This window comes from Flavonifractor sp. (genome assembly GCF_019422385.1).
GTDB lineage: Bacteria > Bacillota > Clostridia > Oscillospirales > Oscillospiraceae > Flavonifractor > Flavonifractor avistercoris.
In genome coordinates this window covers 1-17,872 of the sequence record NZ_JAHZDL010000052.1, presented here as the reverse complement: position 1 = coordinate 17,872, position 17,872 = coordinate 1, and the positions used below count along the sequence as shown (strand labels likewise).

The following is a 17,872-nucleotide window of genomic DNA, read 5'->3' as shown; positions in this document are numbered from 1 at the left end:
CGGGGGCAGATGATGGTGGCCATCAGGTGACCGCCGAAGGCCGGACGGGTCATCTTCAGGTTGGTGTTCTCCTCGAACTTGGTGTTGTCCACGTCGATGGTGGAGGTGGTCTTCAGGAAGGCCTTGTACTTCTCCACGTCCACATCCAGGTGGGTGCAGTCGGCGGTCAGGCCGGTGTGCAGACGGGCCGCGCAGCGGGGGCCCAGGTCACGGCCGATGTTGGTGGCGCCGATGAGGAAGATCTCCGGCTTCTTGTCCTCCACCAGGTCGCAGATGACCTTGGTGTAGGCGTCGGTGGTGTACACATCCAGCAGCTCGTGGTTGCAGTAGTAAACCTTGTCGGCGCCGTAGCCGCCCAGGGCCTTCAGGTAGTCCTCCTTGATGTCCTTGCCCAGCACCACGCCGCACAGCTCCACGCCCAGGTCGTTGGCCAGCTTCCGGCCCTCGCTCAGCAGCTGGTAGCTGGTGGACATGATCACGCCCTCGCGCTGCTCACAGAAAACCCATACGCCCTTGAAGGCGGCGGTATCCTTACTATCAAAAGCCATTGTGTTGCTCTCCTTTCACTTCTTAGATGATGTGCTTGTCGTTGAGGATGGAGACCAGCTTTTCCACGGTCGCCTTGTCAGCGCCCTCCATCATCATACCGGCGCCCTTCACCGGGGGAGAGAAGGACTTGTACACATTGGTGGGAGAGCCCTTTAGGCCGATGGTATCCACGTCGATCAGGGGATCGTCCTTCAGCGTCTCGTAGTTGTAGATCTCCAGAGGCTTCTGATAGCACTCCATGATGCCGCCCACGCTCATGTAACGGGCGGGGTTGAGCTCCTTCACGCAGGTCAGCAGGCAGGGGGTGTTCACCTTGATGGTCATGTAGCCGTCCTCCAGCAGACGCTTCACGGTGACGGTCTTGCCCTCCACCTTCACCTCCGCGGCGTAGGACACCTGGGGCAGGTGCAGCTTCTCGGCGATCTGGGGGCCCACCTGGGCGGTGTCGCCGTCGATGGCCTGCCGGCCGCAGAAGATGATGTCGTCGTCCTCCACGCCGATCTTCTTGATCGCCGCGGCGATGATCTGGGAGGTAGCGTAAGTATCGGAGCCGCCGAACTCCCGGGCGGAAATCAGCACCGCCTCGTCCGCGCCCATGGCCAGCAGCTCACGCAGCATGCCCTCGGCCGGCGGGGGGCCCATGGACACCACAACCACCTTGCAGCCGGTGGCGTCCTTGATGCGCAGGGCGGCCTCAACAGCCGCCAGGTCGTCGTGGTTGGTGATGGTCGCCATGGCGGCACGGTCCATGGTGCCGTCTTCCTTCACCGCCACCACGCCGGACGTATCCGGAACCTGCTTCACACAAACAATGCACTTCATATCGTTATTTTCCCTCCAGTTCCGTTTAGTTCACGCCCAGATTGGCGGCGATGACCATCCGCTGCACCTCGGAAGTACCCTCGTAGATCTCGGTGATCTTGGCGTCGCGCATCATGCGCTCCATGGGATACTCACGGGTGTAGCCGTAGCCGCCGAACAGCTGCACGCAGCGGCGGGTCACGTCGCTGGCCGTCTCGGCCGCCACCAGCTTGGCCATGGCGGCGTCCATGGTGTAGGGCTCGTGGTTCTGCTTCTTCATGGCAGCGGAATACACCAGCCACTTGGCCGCCTCGGTCTTGGCGTGCATGTCCGCCAGCTGGAACTGGGTGTTCTGGAACTGGGAGATGCGCTTGCCAAACTGCACACGCTCCTTGGTGTACTTGATGGTCTCCTCAATGGCGCCCTCGGCCAGGCCCAGAGCCTGGGAGGCGATGCCGATACGGCCGCCGTCCAGGGTCTTCATGGCGATAGCAAAGCCCTTGCCCTGCTTGCCCAGCAGACGGTCCTTCGGAATGACGCAGTCCTCCATGATCAGCTCGCAGGTGGAGGAGCCGCGGATGCCCATCTTCTTCTCGTGCTTGCCCACGGAGAAGCCGGGGTCGGTGCGCTCCACGATGAAGGCGGAGATCTCCTTCTTCTTCCGGCCGCGCTTGTCGGTGGTGATGCCGGTCACGGCGATGATCACGAACACATTGGCATAGCCGGCGTTGGTGATGAAGATCTTGGAGCCGTTGAGAATCCAGTTCTCGCCCTTCTCGTCCAGCACGGCCACGGTCTGCTGCCCCTGGGCGTCGGTGCCGGCGCCGGGCTCGGTCAGGCCGAAGGCGCCCAGCCACTCGCCCGAGCACAGCTTGGGCAGGTATTTCTGCTTCTGCTCCTCGGTGCCGTTCTCATAGATGGGGGCCGCGCACAGGGAGGTGTGGGCGGACACGATAACGCCCGTGGTGCCGCACACCTTGCTCAGCTCCTCCACGCACATGGCATAGCTCAGCACGTCCGCGCCGGCGCCGCCATACTCCTTGGGGAAGTAGATGCCCAGCATGCCCAGCTTGGCCATCTTCTTCACCGTCTCCTCAGGGAACGCCTCGTTCTCGTCCACCCACTCGGCCAGGGGCTTGACTTCGTTTTCGGCGAAGTCACGGTACATCTTGCGGAGCATTTCCTGCTCTCTGGAAAGGTGCAGATCCATTTGTTGCCTTCCTCCTAGATTTATATTTCAGAACGGCGGGCGGGAGTTTTTTGGGCTCCCGCCCGTCATCGCTCGCACAGAAATGAACTTACTTCTTGGTGTAGTCGTAGAAGCCGATACCGGTCTTGCGGCCCAGCTTGCCGGCGCGGACCATCTTGCGCAGCAGCAGGGAGGCGCGGTACTTGGGATCGTGGGTCTCGCTGTACAGGGTGTCCATGATGGCCAGGCACACGTCCAGGCCCACCAGATCGCCCAGGGCCAGGGGGCCCATGGGGTGGTTGGCGCCCAGCTTCATGGCGGTGTCCACGCCCTCCACGGAAGCCACGCCGGTGTACACCAGGTCGATGCCCTCGTTGATCATGGGGATCAGAATCTTGTTCACCACAAAGCCGGGGGCCTCGTTGACCTCAACGGGCTCCTTGCCGATGGCCTTGGCCAGCTCGGCGATGGTGTTGTAGGTCTCGTCGGAGGTGTGGGCGCCCCGGATAACCTCCACCAGCTTCATCACGGTGGCGGGGTTGAAGAAGTGCATGCCGATGAACTTGTCGGCCCGCTGGGTGGCCGCGGCAATGGCGGTGATGGAGATGGAGGAGGTGTTGGAGGCCAGGATGGTCTCGCTCTTGCAAATCTTGTCCAGCTCGGCAAAGATGCTCTTCTTGATGTCCAGGTTCTCGATGGCGGCCTCCACTACCAGGTCGGCGTCGGCGGCCAGGTTCAGGTCGGTGGTGAAGGTCATCTTGTCGGTGATGGCCTTCTTGCCGGCCTCGTCCATCTTGCCCTTGGCAACCAGCTTGTCCAGGCCCTTGTTCAGACGGGCCTCGGACTTCTGGATGATCTCGTCGCTGATGTCGCGGACCACCACGTCATAGCCGCTGCGGGCAAACACCTGGGCGATGTCCAGGCCCATGGTGCCGCCGCCGATAACAACTACCTTTTTCATAGTATGTAACCTCCTAGCTGTTTCTCATTGTCCCAACCGGGACTGAGCAAATATTTATATTTACTTATTCTGGAAGTGCTTCTCGGTACGCTTCTCCAGGAACGCGCCCATGCCAATCCCACCCGGCGCTGCGCGCCGTGCGGGAGCCCTGTGATTTTACTCAAATCGTCGGAAGTGAATTCCGCCGATTTCAAGGTTTTGGCTTCGCCAAAACGCTTGACGGCGCAAGCGCCGCCCCACCGTGTGGGGCCCCACGAGGGCATGGGCGCGGGCTTGGCACTTATTTGTTCTGGAAATGCTTCTCGGTACGCTTCTCCAGGAACGCGCCCATGCCCTCGTCCTTGTCGGCGGTGCCGCAGCAGACGCCGAAGGCCTCAGCCTCAAAGGCGGAGCCGGTGGCAATGTCGGTCTGCATGCCCATACGGATGCACCGCTTGGACTCCTGCACCGCGATCTGGGCGTTGGCACAGATGGCCTCCGCCAGCTCCATGGCCTTGGGCATCAGCTCCTCGGCGGGGTACACCTCGCTGACCAGACCGATGGCCTTGGCCTCGTCGGCCTTGATGGTCTTGGCGGTGAGAATCAGCTCCATGGCCTTGCTGACGCCCACGATGCGGGGCAGCCGCTGGGTGCCGGCGAAGCCGGGGGTGATGCCCAGACCCACCTCGGGCTGGCCGAACCGGGCCTTCTCGCTGGCCAGGCGGATGTCGCAGGCCATGGACAGCTCGCAGCCGCCGCCCAGGGCGAAGCCGTTCACCGCGGCGATGACGGGCTTGGCCATGTTCTCCAGCTTGAGGAACACGCCGCCGCCGTGCACGCCGAATTTCTTGCCGTCGATGGAGGAGAAGCCCTTCATCTCGCCGATGTCGGCGCCCGCCACAAAGGAACGGCCCGCGCCGGTCAGAATCATTACGTAGATCTCGTCGTCTGCAGCCACCTGGTCGATCATCGCGTCCAGATCGTCCAGCACCTGGCTGTTCAGTGCGTTCAGAGCCTCCTGGCGGTCGATGGTGACGATGCCCACATGGCCCTGCTTTTCCAGCTTTACAAAGCCCATTCGTTCTGCCTCCTTGCTCTCTCAGGATGAAATCGCCAATTGTTATTTTTTTAACACAAACCTTCCTTATAAGTATACCGCTTTCCAACCAAACAGGCAAGCAAAATGCGAGAAAAAAGCGTTATTTTTTTATCAAAGAATATGGTCATTCTGCACAATTTGCCAAAAAATCATCCTGATCTCCTCGGAATAATTTGTAAACCAATTCGTTTTGAAACAAAACTCGCATGCGGTACTTCCCCTGACTCGGGTCGACCCTGTGTAATCTGCTGCCCCGCTATCCCACCAGCCCGCTCAGCCAGCCGCTCAGCGGCACATAGGCCAGCGGCAGAAAGATAGCAGGCAGCATATTGCTCCCACCGGATGTCCCATCCGGCGGGAGCCCTTGATTCCATCCAAATCGCCGGAAGTGAATTCCGGCGATTGCAAGGTTTTGGCTCTGCCAAAACGCTTGACGGCGCAGGCGCCGTCCCGCTGCGCGGGGTGGGCAATCTGCTGCCCGCTTTACCCCACCAGCCCGCTCAGCCAGCCGCTCAGCGGCACATAGGCCAGCGGCAGAAAGATAGCAGGCAGCATATTGCTCCCACCGGATGTCCCATCCGGCGGGAGCCCTTGATTCCATCCAAATCGCCGGAAGTGAATTCCGGCGATTGCAAGGTTTTGGCTCTGCCAAAACGCTTGACGGCGCAGGCGCCGTCCCGCTGCGCGGGGTGGGCAATCTGCTGCCCGCTTTACCCCACCAGCCCGCTCAGCCAGCCGCTCAGCGGCACATAGGCCAGCGGCAGAAAGATAGCGGGCAGCATATTGCCCACGCGGAGCTTCTCCCTGGGCAGGCCCAGCATGTTCAGGCCGATGCCCACAATGATGGTACCCCCCACGGCACACATCTCGGTGACGATAGCCGGGTCGATGCCCTGGCCTACCGCGCCGAAGATCAGGGTCATGCCCCCCTCGTACACCAGGATGGGGAGGGCGGAGAAGGCCACGCCGACGCCCATGGCGGCGGCAAAGGTGACGGCGGTGACGCCGTCGATCACCGACTTGGAGATGAGGATGCTGTAGTCCCCCTGCATGCCGGCGGCCATGGCCCCGTTGATGGCCATGGCGCCCACGCAGAACAGGACGGTGGCGTTGACAAAGCCCTCCACAAAGCGGCTGTTTCCCTCACCTCGGATCAGCCTGCGGCGGAGCAGCTCTCCCGCCCCCTCCATCCGCTTTTCAATGTCGATGGCCTCCCCCAGCAGGGTTCCCACCACCATGCAGATGATGACGCACAGGGTGTCGGCGGTGGCGATCATGTTGGAGATGCCGATGCCCAGCACGCACAGGCCCAGGGCAAAGGTGAGCCCCGAGGAGAACCGGGGCGGGATGCGGCCGCGGAAAAGCAGCCCCAGCAGGCTGCCCAGCAGGATCAGAGCTACATTGATGAAGGTTGCGGGCAAGGCGCTCACTCACTTTCGTACTGCAATGTGATGATGTATCTATCATATACGCTCCGGCCCGGTTTGTCAAAACTTTTCCCCAGGCATGGCGGACAACCCGTGGTGAATAGGGTGTAATTGTCCCGGATACCCGCTCGGAAGGGGGCCGCGCCTTGAAACTCGACCGCACGTCCATGCTCTACGGCACGCTGGTGCTGACGCTCACCAGTATCGTCTCCCAATTTCTCGGCTTCGTCTACCGCATTTTCCTCTCCCGGCTCATCGGCGCGGAGGTGATGGGGCTCTACCAGCTGATCATGCCGGTGTTCTCCGTCCTCCTCTCCCTCACCGCCGTGGGGCTGACGGCGGCGGTGTCCAACCTGTCCTCCCAGTACCACGCCATGGGCCGCCCCGCCGTGATCGGGCAGGTGCTCCGCCGCTGCCTGGCGTGCTTCCTCCTGCTGTTCGCCGCCGTGGCGGCGGTGGTGGTGCTGCTCTACGACCCCATCTCGGTGTATCTGCTGGGGGACGCCCGCACCCAGCTGGGGCTGCTGCTCCTGCTGCCCTGCGTCCTGCTCACCGGGGTGGAGAACCTGCACAAGCACTACTTCTACGGCACGGGCAGCATCCGTCCCCCGGCGGCGGTGGAGCTGTGCGAGCAGTTTATCCGCACCGGGGCGGTGCTGGGCCTGCTGGTGCTCTTCCTCCCCCAGAACCCGGAGCGCACCGTGGGACTCATCGTCCTGGGCATGATCACCTGCGAGGTGTTCTCCGCCGTCACCCTCTTTTTTCTGACCCGGCGGCGGCTGAGCCGGGCGGGCTCCCGGGAGGAGGGGCGGCACCTGAACCGCCGCATCGCCTCCATCGCGGTGCCCATCGGCCTGACCAGCCTGCTGGGCAACCTGATGGGCTCGGCCACGTCGGTGCTCATCCCCCAGCGGCTGGTTCACGCCGGGGCCCAGGTGTCGGAGGCCATGGAGGCCTTCGGCGTGCTGTGCGGCATGACCCTGCCCATGCTGTGCCTGCCCACCGCCTTCATCGGCGCCCTGGGCCTCGTCCTGGTGCCCAAGCTGGCGGAGGGGGTGGCCCTGGGGCGGCCGGAGCTGGTACGCCGCCGGGTGGGCCGCTCCCTGCTGGCCACGTCGGTGCTCATCCTGCCCGCCATGTCCCTGCTGGCGGCGGTGGGCCCCGATCTGGGGGCCGCCCTCTTCGGGGAGCCCGCAGCGGGCCGGTACATCCTCCCCCTGGCGGCGGGGGTGGCCCTGTCCTGCTACCAGTCGGTGCTGGCCAGCGCCCTCAACGGCCTGGGCAGGCCCCAGGCCGCCGCCCGCAACGCCATCCTCTCCGGCGCGGTGGAGCTGGCCTGCGTCTATATCCTCATGGGCCTGCCCGGCCTGGGGCTGCGGGGCTATGTGGCCGGCTTCCTGGTGTCCACCGCCCTGGGTCTGCTCCTCAACTGGCGGGACGTGCGGCGGTGCACCGGCCTGCGGCCCCGGCTCTTCCAGTGGCTCACCGCCCCCGGCCTGTCCGCCCTGCTGGCCGGGCTGGTGACCAACTTGCTCCGGCAGGTGCTCTCCGGCGCGGGCATGTCCCCCCTGTCCGGGGCGGCAGTCTGCCTGGTGTTCGGCGCCGTCCTCTACCTGGCCGCCCTCCAGGCCCAGGGGGTGGATCTGCGCCGGATCTTCCGGCTACGCACAGCATAAAACCGCGCCCTGCGGCAGGCCGCAGGGCGCATCAGCGTATCGAAAAACCTCCCGCGAAGGAGCGCCTCGCAGAGTTTCTGCGGCCGCAGCCGCAGGAATCAAATCAAAATCCGTCATTTCCGGGGACATGCGCCTCGGAAATGACACTTCTCATGGTGGAAGGGGCGACAATTTCGCAAGAAATCGAGTCCCTTCCGCCATGCAGCCTTCCTCAAAAAAGTGGCACAGGCCACTTTTTTGATTTAAATCAGTGCCTGGAACAGGGCGCAGGCGGTGGGCAGCAGGGCGTCGGGGAAGTCGAAGCCGTCGCTGTGCAGGGGCGGGCAGTCCTCCCCGTCCCCCAGCAGGAACATGGCCCCCTCCGCCTGCCGTAGGTACCAGCCGAAGTCCTCAGAGCCCCGCATGGGCTCCGGCATGTCGATGACGGTGAGGCCAAGGCCCTCCGCCGCCCGGCGCACCTTGTCCACGGCGGCGGGGTGGTTGGCGGTCTTGGGGAACACGTCCTCCTCCGCCCGCTCCAGGGTCAGTCCGTACTCCTTCGCCTGCTCCCGGGCCAGCGCCAGCAGGGCCTCCTGGAGGGCGTCCAGTTCCTCCTGGTACTGGGCCCGGAGGGTGAGCAGCAGCTCCCCCTGGTACGCGGAGATGCCGAAGGCCCGCTCCCCCAGGTCGATGCCCACCACGGTGCACAGCACCAGGCCCCGGTGCTCCTCCGGCCGGGTCAGCTCCGGGATGGCGGACACCACCGCCGCCACGGCGTAGGCCGGGTTGCGGCCCAGCTCCGGGGTGCTGGCGTGGGTGGGCACACCGGTGAAGCGGAGGATCAGCCCCTTGGAGGCGCAGTTCATGGTGCCGGAGCGCAGGGCCACCGCCCCCAGGGGATAGCCGGGCATGTTGTGGAAGGCGTACACCTCCCCGATGCCCTCCTCCCGCAGGAAGGCGGCGCAGGCTTCTCCCCCGCCGCCGATCTCCTCGGCAGGCTGGAAGATCAGGTAGGTGTCCCGGGCCGCCCCCTCTTCATCCAGGATCAGGCCCAGCAGGGCCAGGGCGGCGCTGTGCCCGTCGTGGCCGCACTTGTGGGCGGCGCCGGGACAGCAGGAGCGGTGGGGAATCTGCAGGGTCTCCTCCATGGGCAGGGCGTCAAAGTCGGCCCGGAAGGCCACTTTCCCCTCCCCCCGGCCCCTGCACCGGGCGTAAAACCAGCTGCCCCGATCCACCACCTCCAGCCGTGTATGGGCCCGGAGGAAGTCCATCAGGGTCTGCCGCGTCCAGAACTCCCGGCCGGACAGCTCCGGATGGGCGTGAAGAGCATGGCGCAGCTGCACCGCCAGATCGAGCCGTTCGTCACTCATGATTCTTTTCCTTTCCCTTGTCCGGGGTTTTCTCTTTTTCCTTTTCCGCGGCAGGCTTCTCCTTTCCCTTGTCGGCGCTCTCCACCTCCGGCGGGAGCACCACCACCCGGATCTCCAGCGCCCGGCGGTGATCCACCCGGGTGACGGTCACGTCCAGGCCGTCGGAGATAAAGTGATCCCCCTCCTCGGGCACCTTGCCGATGCGCTCCATGACCCAGCCGGAGATGGTGTTGGCGTCGCACTCCCCCTTGATGGCAAACAGGTCAAACAGGTCGGTGAGATCGGCGGAGCAGGAGATGAGGTAGCTGCCGTCGCTCTGCCTGCGGAACTCCTCAATCACCTCGTCGTGCTCGTCCCAGATCTCGCCCACCAGCTCCTCCACAATGTCCTCCAGGGTGACCAGGCCCTCGGTTCCGCCGTATTCGTCCACCACGATGACCATGTGGGCCTTCTCCTTCTGGAGGATGCGCAGCAGCTCGGAGATCTTGGTGTTGCCGGTGGTGTAGAGCACGGGGCCCAGGAACTGCCTGACGTCGCTGATGCCCCGGTAGCGGGCGGCGTGGAAGTCCTTCTCGTGGATGACGCCGATGATGTTGTCGATGTCCTCGTGGTAGACGGGCAGGCGGGAGTAGCCGCTCTCGGCAAAGGCGTGGGCGATGTCCTCCATGGGGTCGGTGTCCCTCACCGCCACCATGTCCACCCGGGGGGTGAGGATCTCCTCCACCTCCAGATCGTGGAACTCGATGGCCGCGCGGATGAGCTTGCTCTCGTGCTGATCCAGGCCGCCCTCGCTCTCGGCCTGATCCACCATGGTGACCAGCTCCTCCTCGGTGATGCCCTCCTTGTCCTTGCTGCGCATGATCTTGGACAGGCCCTTTTTCAGTGCGGCGAAGAACCAGTTCACCGGGGTGAGAATCACCATCAGCGTGCCGATAATGGGGGCGGAGAACATGGCGAACTGCTCCGGGGCCTCCTTGGCCATGCTCTTGGGGGAGACCTCTCCGAAGATGAGCACCACGATGGTGATCACCGCCGTGGCCACCACCGCGCCGTTCTGCAGGTGCAGTCCCACGGTGAAGAACAGGGTGGACAGGGAGGATGCCGTCAGGTTGACGATGTTGTTGCCCACCAGAATGGTGGACAGCAGGTTGTCGTACTTGTCCACCAGCGCCAGGGCCCGGGCGGCCCGGCGGTCGCCCGCGTCGGCCTTGCTCTTGAGGCGGATGCGGTTGAGGGAGGTAAAGGCGGTCTCGGTGGCGGAGAAATAGGCGGAGCAGATCACCATTACCACCATGGCGGCGATCATCCCGATACTGGCACTGTCTAACATAAGAACACAATCAACTCCTGTTGTCCTGGGTGTGGAAACGCGCAAAAGGACAACCCTATCCCTCTCGGGTAAGGCTGTCCCTGAACGGTTTCTCTATGTAGCTGTTACTAGGCGGAGGTTCGTCCACGAGGGCTCACCGTCTCCTTTTCTGGTTTATTAGGTGTAGTATAACACAGCTGCGGCCGTTATGCAAGGGTAACCCGCTCCATTCCGCTGTCCGTGCCGCGGGCGGCGCCCCATGGCGACAAAAAAGCCCCTGCCATAGGGCAGAGGCTTTCTCGTCCGGGATGTTACACCAGCTGCACGATGGCCATCTCGGCGGCATCGCCGCGGCGGGGGCCGATCTTCACCACGCGGGTGTAGCCGCCGTTGCGGGAGGCGTACTTGGGGCCGATCTCGTCGAACAGCTTCTTGGCCACGTCCTCCTTGGTCAGCCAGGACAGGGCGCGGCGGTAGTTGGCCAGGTTGGCGTTCTTGGCCAGGGTGATCATCTTCTCGGCGATGGGAGCCACTTCCTTGGCGCGGGAGACGGTGGTCTTGATCTGGCCGTTCTCCAGCAGGTAGGTGGTCATGGCGCGCAGCATAGCCACACGCTGGTCGGTGGGCTTGCCCAGTTTCCGATAATGAGACATAACTCGCACACTCCTATGGGAGCCGCCAAGGCGAACTCCAATTGTAAATTCGTCCGGGGAGGCCTGAGCCTCCGGGGCGGGACGCCGCATGCGGCCGGGGCCCGGGAGGGGACGTTACGTGCCCCCGGGCTTCCCGCCCCTCTGGCCGTCAGTTTTCCTCGTCGGCCAGGTGCAGGCCCATCATGGCCAGCTTGTTGATGACCTCTTCCAGGCTCTTGCGGCCCAGGTTGCGCACCTTCATCATCTCGTCCTCGGTCTTGGAGATCAGATCCTCCACCGTGTTGATGTTGGCACGCTTGAGGCAGTTGAAGGAGCGGACAGACAGATCCAGCTCCTCGATGGTCAGCTCCAGCACCTTGTCCCGCTGGGTCTCCGCCTTCTCCACCACCGTGGACTTGGAGCCCATGGTCTCAGAGAGGTCGGTGAAGAGGACGAAGTGATCACAGAGGATGCGGGCGCCCAGGCTGACCGCGTCCCGGGCGGTGATGGTGCCGTTTGTCCACACCTCCAGGGTCAGCTTGTCGTAGTCGGTCGCATCGCCCACACGGGTGTTCTCCACCGTGTAGTTGACCTTCCGCACCGGCGTGTAGATGGAGTCCACCGGGATCAGGCCGATGATGGTCTGGGCCGGCTTGTTCCGGTCGGCGGGGACATAGCCCCTGCCGTGGGACAGGGTCAGCTCCATGTTCAGGCTGGCGTCAGGGCCCAGGGTGGCGATGTGCAGCTCCGGATTGAGGATCTCCACCTCGCCGTCGGCCTTGATGTCGCCGGCAGTGACCTCGCACTCGCCGGAGGCCTCAATATAGACCGTCTTGACTCCCTCACAGTGGAGCTTGGCAATGATGCTCTTCACATTGAGGACGATCTCGGTCACGTCCTCCTTCACGCCGGGAATGGTGGAGAATTCGTGCTGCACACCGGCGATCTTGATAGAGGTGACCGCCGTGCCGGGCAGAGAGGAGAGCAGGATGCGGCGCAGGGAGTTGCCCAGGGTTGTGCCGTACCCGCGCTCCAGGGGCTCCACCACATACTTGCCGTAGGAACCGTCGCCGGGATTCTCCACACATTCGATGCGGGGCTTCTCGATTTCTACCATGTGTTACCCTCCTTTTTGCGGCCGCGGGCCTCTGCCCGCGGCCTGATACAGCTCACCAATAATCGAGGGTACAAGCAGCATTACTTGGAGTACAGCTCGACGATCAGGTGCTCCTCGACAGGCAGGTCGATGTCCTCGCGAGTGGGCATCTGCAGCACAGTGCCCTTGAGCGCGTTCTTGTCCCGCTCCAGCCACTTGGGAACCAGAACGGTGGGGGCGTCCTCGCCGGTCAGGCGCTTGAACTTGGCGGAGGAGCGGCTGGACTCCTTCACCTCGATCACGTCACCCGCCTTGACCAGGTAGGAGGGGATGTCCACCCGCTGGCCGTTGACGGTGAAGTGGCCGTGGCCCACCAGCTGACGGGCCTCACGGCGGGTCATGGCGAAGCCCAGGCGGTACGCCACGTTGTCCAGGCGGCGCTCCACCAGAACCAGCAGGTTCTCGCCGGTCTTGCCGGGCATGCGGGCGGCCTTCTCATAGTAGGAGCGGAACTGCTTCTCCATGATGCCGTAGACGAACTTGACCTTCTGCTTCTCGGTCAGCTGGAGGGCGTACTCGCTCTTCTTCTTCCGCATCTGGCCGCCGGGGTTGCGGTTGGACTCCTGCTTGCTCTTCCCGGCGTAGCCCATGGCGGCGGGAGAAATGCCCAGCGCGCGGCAGCGCTTCACGATAGGCTGCATATTCTTAGCCATTTGATCTTCCTCCTTCTCTTACACGCGGCGGCGCTTCGGCGGACGGCAGCCGTTGTGGGGGATGGGGGTCACGTCCTTGATCAGGGTGACCTCCAGGCCCACGGCCTGCAGGGCGCGGATGGCGGCCTCACGGCCGGCGCCGGGGCCCTTCACGTACACCTCCACGGTCTTCAGGCCGTGCTCCATGGCCGCCTTGGCGGCGGTCTCGGCGGCGGTCTGCGCGGCGAAGGGGGTGCTCTTGCGGGAACCGCGGAAGCCCAGGCCGCCGGAGGAGGCCCAGGACAGGGCGTTGCCGCCCATATCGGTCACGGTAACCATGGTGTTGTTGAAGGAGGAGCGGATGTGCACCTGGCCCTTCTCAACGTTCTTGCGCTCGCGGCGCTTGCGGATAACTTTCTTACCCTTGGTAGCGGTAGCCATGTGTCTCTCCCTCCCTTACTTCTTCTTATTGGCGACGGTGCGCTTGGGGCCCTTGCGGGTGCGCGCGTTGGTCTTGGAGCGCTGACCGCGGACGGGCAGGCCCTTGCGGTGCCGGATGCCCCGGTAGCAGCCGATCTCGGTCAGGCGCTTGATGTCCATCGCCACGTCGCGGCGGAGGTCGCCCTCCACAGTGTAGCTGTGGCCGATGATCTCGCGCAGCTTGGCCTCGTCGGCCTCGGTCAGATCCTTCACGCGGGTGTCGGGGTTGATACCGGCCTCAGCCAGGATCTTGTTGGCGCTGGTGCGCCCGATGCCGTAAATATAGGTCAGGCCGATCTCGACCCGCTTCTCTCTCGGCAAATCAATGCCAGCAATACGTGCCATACTGTTTCAGCACCTCCTGTTAACCTTGTCTCTGCTTGTGCTTGGGGTTTTCGCAAATTACCATGACCTTGCCCTTGCGCTTGATGATCTTGCACTTCTCGCACATGGGCTTCACGGACGGTCTAACTTTCATGTCATAAACCTCCTGTCAGCCTGATGGCCCCGGCGCGGCGGAGGCAAGGCCCCGCTGACCCGCACCGGTCGTTGATGGTGCCTCCCGTCCGGGAGGCCGGCGGAATTCCATTCCGCCGCGGTGAATGGCGCGGATTACTTGGATCTCCAGGTAATCCGGCCCCTGGTTACGTCATAAGGAGACATCTGAACCGTCACCTTGTCTCCGGGCAGGATGCGGATGAAGTTCATGCGCAGCTTGCCGGAGATGTGGGCCAGAATGATGTGGCCGTTTCCGATGTCCACATGGAACGTGGTGTTGGGAAGGGACTCGGTCACGACGCCCTCCACTTCGATCATATCGTCCTTTGCCAAAGCGTCATACCCTCCTTAGTTCCTCAGCTCGGAAAGCGGCCAGCGCCCTCCGTATGTCTCGGTTGGATCGGTTGATGCCCGCCTGAAACTCCGCCAGGCGGGGCTGGGGAAGCGTCCCCAGGAGCTGGGTGTGCTTCTCCTTCTTCCGTTTGGGCCGCTCCAGCCTCCGCCGCTTCCCGTCGCACAGCAGCAGGTAGCCGCCGTCCGTGTCCAGGACACAGAACAGCGCCCCCTTGTCGTGTCCGGCCAGGGAGCGGACAATCTGCCCGCAGGCGTCCGCCATACTCAGTCCTCCGCCCAGGTGAGCACTTCCGGCTCACCGTCGGTGATGAGGATGGTGTTCTCGTAGTGGGCGGTGAGGCTGCCGTCGGCGGACACGGTGGTCCAGCCGTCCTTGAGCACCTTGACCCGCCAGTCGCCGGCGCACACCATGGGCTCCACGGCGATGGTCATGCCCGGCTGGAGCCGGGGGCCGTGGCCGGCGGGGCCGAAGTTGGGCACCTCGGGGGCCTCGTGGAGCTTGGCGCCCACACCGTGGCCCACAAAGTCCCGCACCACGGAGCAGCCGTGGGACTCCACGTACTGCTGCACGGCGTGGGAGATGTCGAATACCCGGTTGCCGGCGCGGGCCAGCTTGATGCCCTCCCAGAAGCTCTGCTCGGTGACCCGGATGAGCTCCATGGCCTCCGGGCTCACCTCCCCGCAGGGGAAGGTGGCGGCGCAGTCGCCGTGGAAGCCGTCCAGATAGGCGCCCACGTCCACACTGACGATGTCGCCCTCCTTCAGCTTCCGGGGGCCGGGGATGCCGTGGATGACCTCCTCGTTGATGGAGATGCAGGCCGAGCCCTTGAAGCCGCCGTAGCCCAGGAAAGAGGGCTTCGCCCCGTGGCTCTCGATGAACTTGCGCACGGCGGTGTCGATTTCGTGGGTGGTCACACCGGGCCGCACCAGGGAACCGGCCAGCGCCCGGGCCTGGGCGGTGAGCCGCCCGGCCCGGCGCATGCACTCGATTTCGCGGGGGGATTTGAGAGAGATCATTTCCATCTCGTTCACTTCCCCAGCAGTTCCATGATTTTTGCGTTGGTCTCGTCGATGCCGCCCAGATCGGGCACCCGCTTCAGCACGCCCTTGCCCTCATAGAAGCCCTTGAGCGGCTCGGTCTCGCTGTGGTAGACCTCCAGGCGGTGCTTGACGGTCTCCGGCAGATCGTCCTTGCGCTGCTCCAGCACGCCGCCGCACTTGTCGCAGATGTCCTCCTTCTGGGGAGGGGCTGTGACCACGTGGTAGGTGGCGCCGCAGGCGTGGCAGGTGCGCCGGCCGGTGAGCCGGGCCGCAATGACCTCGTCGCTGATCTCCAGGGAGAGGACGGCGTCGAAGTTGATGCCGTGGCGCTCCAGGGCCTCGGCCTGGGCGATGGTGCGGGGCACCCCGTCCAGGATGAAGCCGCCGGCACAGTCGGGCTGGGCCAGCCGCTCCTGGATGATGCCGATGATGACCTCATCGGGAACCAGCTTGCCCGCATCCATATAGCTCTTGGCCTGCAGGCCGATGGGAGTGCCCTCCTTCACGGCCGCGCGGAGGATGTTGCCGGTGGAGATGGTGGGGATGCCCAGCTTGCGGCTGATGATCTCCGCCTGGGTGCCCTTGCCGGCGCCGGGGGCGCCGAGAAGAATGATTTTCATTCTGATAACCCCTTACTCAAGGAAGCCTTTGTAGTGGCGCATGAGCATCTGGGCCTCCAGGGCCTTGGTGGTCTCCAGGGCAACGCTCACCACGATGATGATGGACGTGCCGCCGATGGCCAGGCCGCTCTGACCCAGGATGGCGCCGGTGACAATGGGGGCGATGGCGATGATGGCCAGGTACAGGGCGCCGAACATGGTGATGCGGTTGAGCACCTTGTGGATGAAGTCGGCGGTGGGCTTGCCGGGACGGAAGCCGGGAATGAAGCCGCCGTTCTTCTTCAGGTTGTTGGCCACCTCAACGGGGTTGAACTGCATCGTGGAGTAGAAGTAGCTGAAGCCGATGATCAGCAGGAAGTACACCACGATATAGATGACGCTGGTGGTGTTGAAGATCTGGAGGAAGGTGTACCAGCCGGTGCCCTCCTGCTGGGCCGCGGGCACGAACATGCCGATGGTGGCGGGCAGGGAGGCGATGGCCTGGGCGAAGATGATGGGCATAACGCCGCTCATGTTCACCTTCAGGGGGATGTGGCTGGACTGGCCGCCGTACATCTTGCGGCCCACCACGCGCTTGGCGTACTGGACGGGGATGCGGCGCTCGGAGTTCTGGATGAACACAATCAGAACCACGATGGCCAGCACACCGATGACGATGAGGATGGCACCCCACCAGGGCAGGTTGAACTGGCCGGTGACGCCGTCCATGTTGTTGCGGATGCCGCGGTACATGGTGCGCACCGCGCTGGGCACCCGGGACAGGATGCCGGCGAACAGGATGATGGAGATGCCGTTGCCGATGCCGAACTCGGTGATCTGCTCACCCAGCCACATGACAAAGGCGGAACCGGCGGTGAAGCACAGGATGATGACGATGGCCGCCCACCAGCCGGGCAGGCCGGCGGTGTCCAGCATCGGCGTGGTGGCGTTGTAGCTGCGGATGAGGGTGTAGTAACCGAAGCCCTGCAGCAGGCCGATGGCCACGGTGACATAGCGGGTGATGGCCGCGATCTTCTTCCGGCCCTCCTCGCCGCCCTCTTTCTGGAGGCGCTCCAGAGCGGGGATGGCGACGGTGAGCAGCTGGATGATAATGGAGCTGTTGATATACGGCTGCACGCCCAGGGCGAACACGGCCGCGATGGAGAAGGCGGTACCGTTCATGGCGCCCAGCAGGGAGAAGATGCCGCCCATGCTGTTCATGGTCTGGCTCAGCGCATCACTGTCGATGAAGGGCACGGGCACCACGGAGCCCAGCCGGAACACCAGCAGGGCGAACACCGTGAAGAGGATCTTCTTGCGCAGCTCCGGGATCTTCCACGCGTTTCGGATGGTCTCGATCACTTATACCACCTCGTACTTTCCACCTGCCGCGACGATTTTCTCCTTGGCGGAGGCGGAGAAAGCGGAGGCACGGACAATCAGCTTCTTGGTCAGGGTGCCGTTGCCCAGCACCTTGTAGCCGTACTCACACTTGGAGAGGATGCCCTTCTCCAGCAGGTCGCACACGTTGACCGTGGCGCCGTCCTCGAACTTGTTCAGGGCGGAGACGTTGATGGCCTCCAGGGGCTTTGCAAAGATGTTGTGGAAACCGCGCTTGGGGATGCGGCGGGTCAGGGGCATCTGGCCGCCCTCAAAGCCCACGCGCACGCCGCCGCCGGAACGGGCCCACTGGCCCTTCTGGCCGCGGCCGGCGGTCTTGCCGTTGCCGGAGCCGTGACCGCGGCCCTTGCGGTAGGCCTTGGGGTTGGAGCCGGCAGCGGGAGAAAGCTCATGCAGATTCATTTCGCGCACCTCCTTACTGTTCCTCGGTGACCTGCAGCAGGTAGCCGATGTGGGCAATCTTGCCGCGGGTCGCCTCGTTGTCGGGCTGCACGGTGGTGTCGCCGATCTTGCGCAGGCCCAGAGCCTCGGCGGTGGCCTTATGCTTGGCGATCCGGCCGTTCAGGCTCTTGACCAGCTTGATGTTCAGATTAGCCATGTTCACGGCCCTCCTTAACCTACGATCTCGCTGACGCTCTTGCCGCGGATGCGGGCGATCTCCTCGGGGCCACGCAGGGACTTCAGGCCCTCAAAGGTGGCGGAGACCACGTTCTGCGGATTGTTGGAGCGCAGGCACTTGG

General features: G+C 63.9%; 21 protein-coding genes and 2 pseudogenes. 1 reads left to right on the top strand and 22 read right to left on the bottom strand.

The window, feature by feature from the left end; translation table 11 throughout:
- The 6 genes and pseudogenes from QZ378_RS08165 to QZ378_RS08140 all read right to left on the bottom strand — a co-directional run.
- Positions 1 to 548 (bottom strand): annotated as a pseudogene (locus tag QZ378_RS08165) (electron transfer flavoprotein subunit alpha/FixB family protein); the annotation flags it as partial.
- 22 nt (positions 549 to 570) lie between these two features.
- Positions 571 to 1,371: an acryloyl-CoA reductase electron transfer subunit gamma gene (acrB, locus tag QZ378_RS08160; RefSeq protein WP_191380375.1), complete on the bottom strand. Its 801-nt coding sequence runs from the start codon at positions 1,369 to 1,371 to the stop codon at positions 571 to 573.
- A gap of 25 nt (positions 1,372 to 1,396) precedes the next feature.
- The gene (locus QZ378_RS08155; RefSeq protein ID WP_191380376.1) at positions 1,397 to 2,560 is read right to left on the bottom strand and encodes an acyl-CoA dehydrogenase; all 1,164 of its coding nucleotides are present in this window, start codon (positions 2,558 to 2,560) and stop codon (positions 1,397 to 1,399) included.
- Positions 2,561 to 2,648: 88 nt separating this feature from the next.
- Positions 2,649 to 3,500: a 3-hydroxybutyryl-CoA dehydrogenase gene (locus QZ378_RS08150; protein ID WP_291257912.1), complete on the bottom strand. Its 852-nt coding sequence runs from the start codon at positions 3,498 to 3,500 to the stop codon at positions 2,649 to 2,651.
- A 280-nt stretch (positions 3,501 to 3,780) separates the two neighbouring features.
- Positions 3,781 to 4,557: an enoyl-CoA hydratase-related protein gene (locus QZ378_RS08145; protein ID WP_191380378.1), complete on the bottom strand. Its 777-nt coding sequence runs from the start codon at positions 4,555 to 4,557 to the stop codon at positions 3,781 to 3,783.
- A gap of 731 nt (positions 4,558 to 5,288) precedes the next feature.
- A complete protein-coding gene (locus QZ378_RS08140; protein WP_291257911.1) occupies positions 5,289 to 5,999 on the bottom strand; it encodes a DUF554 domain-containing protein in 711 nt (236 codons plus the stop codon).
- A 152-nt stretch (positions 6,000 to 6,151) separates the two neighbouring features.
- Between QZ378_RS08140 and QZ378_RS08135 the strand changes: the two genes are divergently transcribed.
- Positions 6,152 to 7,681, top strand: a complete 1,530-nt coding sequence (locus QZ378_RS08135; RefSeq protein ID WP_291257910.1) for a polysaccharide biosynthesis C-terminal domain-containing protein — start codon at positions 6,152 to 6,154, stop codon at positions 7,679 to 7,681.
- Between the two features lie 242 nt (positions 7,682 to 7,923).
- Here QZ378_RS08135 and QZ378_RS08130 read toward each other — a convergent pair whose 3' ends face one another.
- The 16 genes and pseudogenes from QZ378_RS08130 to rpsE all read right to left on the bottom strand — a co-directional run.
- The gene (locus QZ378_RS08130; RefSeq protein ID WP_291257909.1) at positions 7,924 to 9,030 is read right to left on the bottom strand and encodes a M20 family metallopeptidase; all 1,107 of its coding nucleotides are present in this window, start codon (positions 9,028 to 9,030) and stop codon (positions 7,924 to 7,926) included.
- The gene (locus QZ378_RS08125) at positions 9,023 to 10,360 is read right to left on the bottom strand and encodes an HlyC/CorC family transporter (RefSeq protein WP_291257908.1); all 1,338 of its coding nucleotides are present in this window, start codon (positions 10,358 to 10,360) and stop codon (positions 9,023 to 9,025) included. Before QZ378_RS08125 ends, QZ378_RS08130 begins: the two co-directional genes overlap by 8 nt.
- A 290-nt stretch (positions 10,361 to 10,650) precedes the next feature.
- The gene (gene rplQ, locus QZ378_RS08120; RefSeq protein WP_087241008.1) at positions 10,651 to 10,992 is read right to left on the bottom strand and encodes a 50S ribosomal protein L17; all 342 of its coding nucleotides are present in this window, start codon (positions 10,990 to 10,992) and stop codon (positions 10,651 to 10,653) included.
- A 148-nt stretch (positions 10,993 to 11,140) separates the two neighbouring features.
- Positions 11,141 to 12,088 (bottom strand): DNA-directed RNA polymerase subunit alpha, encoded by a 948-nt coding sequence (locus QZ378_RS08115; RefSeq protein ID WP_087241005.1) that lies wholly within the window; start codon positions 12,086 to 12,088, stop codon positions 11,141 to 11,143.
- Between the two features lie 80 nt (positions 12,089 to 12,168).
- Entirely contained in the window at positions 12,169 to 12,780 is a 612-nt protein-coding gene (gene rpsD, locus QZ378_RS08110; protein WP_087241003.1) for a 30S ribosomal protein S4, read from the bottom strand.
- An 18-nt stretch (positions 12,781 to 12,798) separates the two neighbouring features.
- On the bottom strand, positions 12,799 to 13,200 hold the full coding sequence (gene rpsK / locus QZ378_RS08105; protein WP_007494608.1) for a 30S ribosomal protein S11: 402 nt from the start codon (positions 13,198 to 13,200) through the stop codon (positions 12,799 to 12,801).
- A 15-nt stretch (positions 13,201 to 13,215) separates the two neighbouring features.
- Positions 13,216 to 13,584, bottom strand: a complete 369-nt coding sequence (gene rpsM / locus QZ378_RS08100; protein ID WP_087241001.1) for a 30S ribosomal protein S13 — start codon at positions 13,582 to 13,584, stop codon at positions 13,216 to 13,218.
- A 19-nt stretch (positions 13,585 to 13,603) separates the two neighbouring features.
- A complete protein-coding gene (gene rpmJ / locus QZ378_RS08095; protein ID WP_006573428.1) occupies positions 13,604 to 13,717 on the bottom strand; it encodes a 50S ribosomal protein L36 in 114 nt (37 codons plus the stop codon).
- A 134-nt stretch (positions 13,718 to 13,851) separates the two neighbouring features.
- Positions 13,852 to 14,070, bottom strand: a complete 219-nt coding sequence (infA, locus tag QZ378_RS08090) for a translation initiation factor IF-1 (protein WP_009258089.1) — start codon at positions 14,068 to 14,070, stop codon at positions 13,852 to 13,854.
- A 4-nt stretch (positions 14,071 to 14,074) separates the two neighbouring features.
- Complete coding sequence (locus tag QZ378_RS08085; protein WP_087240999.1) at positions 14,075 to 14,353, bottom strand: KOW domain-containing RNA-binding protein; 279 nt, start codon at positions 14,351 to 14,353, stop codon at positions 14,075 to 14,077.
- A gap of 2 nt (positions 14,354 to 14,355) precedes the next feature.
- Positions 14,356 to 15,108 carry a type I methionyl aminopeptidase gene (map, locus tag QZ378_RS08080; protein WP_291257913.1) on the bottom strand — a complete coding sequence of 251 codons (753 nt, stop codon included), beginning with the start codon at positions 15,106 to 15,108 and terminating at the stop codon, positions 14,356 to 14,358.
- 11 nt (positions 15,109 to 15,119) lie between these two features.
- Positions 15,120 to 15,752 (bottom strand): adenylate kinase, encoded by a 633-nt coding sequence (locus tag QZ378_RS08075; protein ID WP_291257907.1) that lies wholly within the window; start codon positions 15,750 to 15,752, stop codon positions 15,120 to 15,122.
- Positions 15,753 to 15,764: 12 nt separating this feature from the next.
- Complete coding sequence (gene secY / locus QZ378_RS08070) at positions 15,765 to 17,093, bottom strand: preprotein translocase subunit SecY (protein WP_291257906.1); 1,329 nt, start codon at positions 17,091 to 17,093, stop codon at positions 15,765 to 15,767.
- On the bottom strand, positions 17,094 to 17,534 hold the full coding sequence (rplO, locus tag QZ378_RS08065; protein WP_087240993.1) for a 50S ribosomal protein L15: 441 nt from the start codon (positions 17,532 to 17,534) through the stop codon (positions 17,094 to 17,096).
- Positions 17,535 to 17,547: 13 nt separating this feature from the next.
- Positions 17,548 to 17,730 carry a 50S ribosomal protein L30 gene (gene rpmD / locus QZ378_RS08060; RefSeq protein WP_087240991.1) on the bottom strand — a complete coding sequence of 61 codons (183 nt, stop codon included), beginning with the start codon at positions 17,728 to 17,730 and terminating at the stop codon, positions 17,548 to 17,550.
- A 14-nt stretch (positions 17,731 to 17,744) separates the two neighbouring features.
- A pseudogene (gene rpsE / locus QZ378_RS08055) lies at positions 17,745 to 17,872 on the bottom strand (30S ribosomal protein S5); the annotation flags it as partial.

What these genes read in the sequence shown, in the direction of transcription:
- acrB (WP_191380375.1), bottom strand. Translation starts at nt 1,371, where the DNA reads ATGAAGTGCATTGTTTGTGTGAAGCAGGTTCCGGATACGTCCGGCGTG.
- QZ378_RS08155 (WP_191380376.1), bottom strand. Translation starts at nt 2,560, where the DNA reads ATGGATCTGCACCTTTCCAGAGAGCAGGAAATGCTCCGCAAGATGTAC.
- QZ378_RS08150 (WP_291257912.1), bottom strand. Translation starts at nt 3,500, where the DNA reads ATGAAAAAGGTAGTTGTTATCGGCGGCGGCACCATGGGCCTGGACATC.
- QZ378_RS08145 (WP_191380378.1), bottom strand. Translation starts at nt 4,557, where the DNA reads ATGGGCTTTGTAAAGCTGGAAAAGCAGGGCCATGTGGGCATCGTCACC.
- QZ378_RS08130 (WP_291257909.1), bottom strand. Translation starts at nt 9,030, where the DNA reads ATGAGTGACGAACGGCTCGATCTGGCGGTGCAGCTGCGCCATGCTCTT.
- QZ378_RS08125 (WP_291257908.1), bottom strand. Translation starts at nt 10,360, where the DNA reads ATGTTAGACAGTGCCAGTATCGGGATGATCGCCGCCATGGTGGTAATG.
- rplQ (WP_087241008.1), bottom strand. Translation starts at nt 10,992, where the DNA reads ATGTCTCATTATCGGAAACTGGGCAAGCCCACCGACCAGCGTGTGGCT.
- QZ378_RS08115 (WP_087241005.1), bottom strand. Translation starts at nt 12,088, where the DNA reads ATGGTAGAAATCGAGAAGCCCCGCATCGAATGTGTGGAGAATCCCGGC.
- rpsD (WP_087241003.1), bottom strand. Translation starts at nt 12,780, where the DNA reads ATGGCTAAGAATATGCAGCCTATCGTGAAGCGCTGCCGCGCGCTGGGC.
- rpsK (WP_007494608.1), bottom strand. Translation starts at nt 13,200, where the DNA reads ATGGCTACCGCTACCAAGGGTAAGAAAGTTATCCGCAAGCGCCGCGAG.
- rpsM (WP_087241001.1), bottom strand. Translation starts at nt 13,584, where the DNA reads ATGGCACGTATTGCTGGCATTGATTTGCCGAGAGAGAAGCGGGTCGAG.
- rpmJ (WP_006573428.1), bottom strand. Translation starts at nt 13,717, where the DNA reads ATGAAAGTTAGACCGTCCGTGAAGCCCATGTGCGAGAAGTGCAAGATC.
- QZ378_RS08085 (WP_087240999.1), bottom strand. Translation starts at nt 14,353, where the DNA reads ATGGCGGACGCCTGCGGGCAGATTGTCCGCTCCCTGGCCGGACACGAC.
- map (WP_291257913.1), bottom strand. Translation starts at nt 15,108, where the DNA reads ATGATCTCTCTCAAATCCCCCCGCGAAATCGAGTGCATGCGCCGGGCC.
- QZ378_RS08075 (WP_291257907.1), bottom strand. Translation starts at nt 15,752, where the DNA reads ATGAAAATCATTCTTCTCGGCGCCCCCGGCGCCGGCAAGGGCACCCAG.
- rplO (WP_087240993.1), bottom strand. Translation starts at nt 17,534, where the DNA reads ATGAATCTGCATGAGCTTTCTCCCGCTGCCGGCTCCAACCCCAAGGCC.
- rpmD (WP_087240991.1), bottom strand. Translation starts at nt 17,730, where the DNA reads ATGGCTAATCTGAACATCAAGCTGGTCAAGAGCCTGAACGGCCGGATC.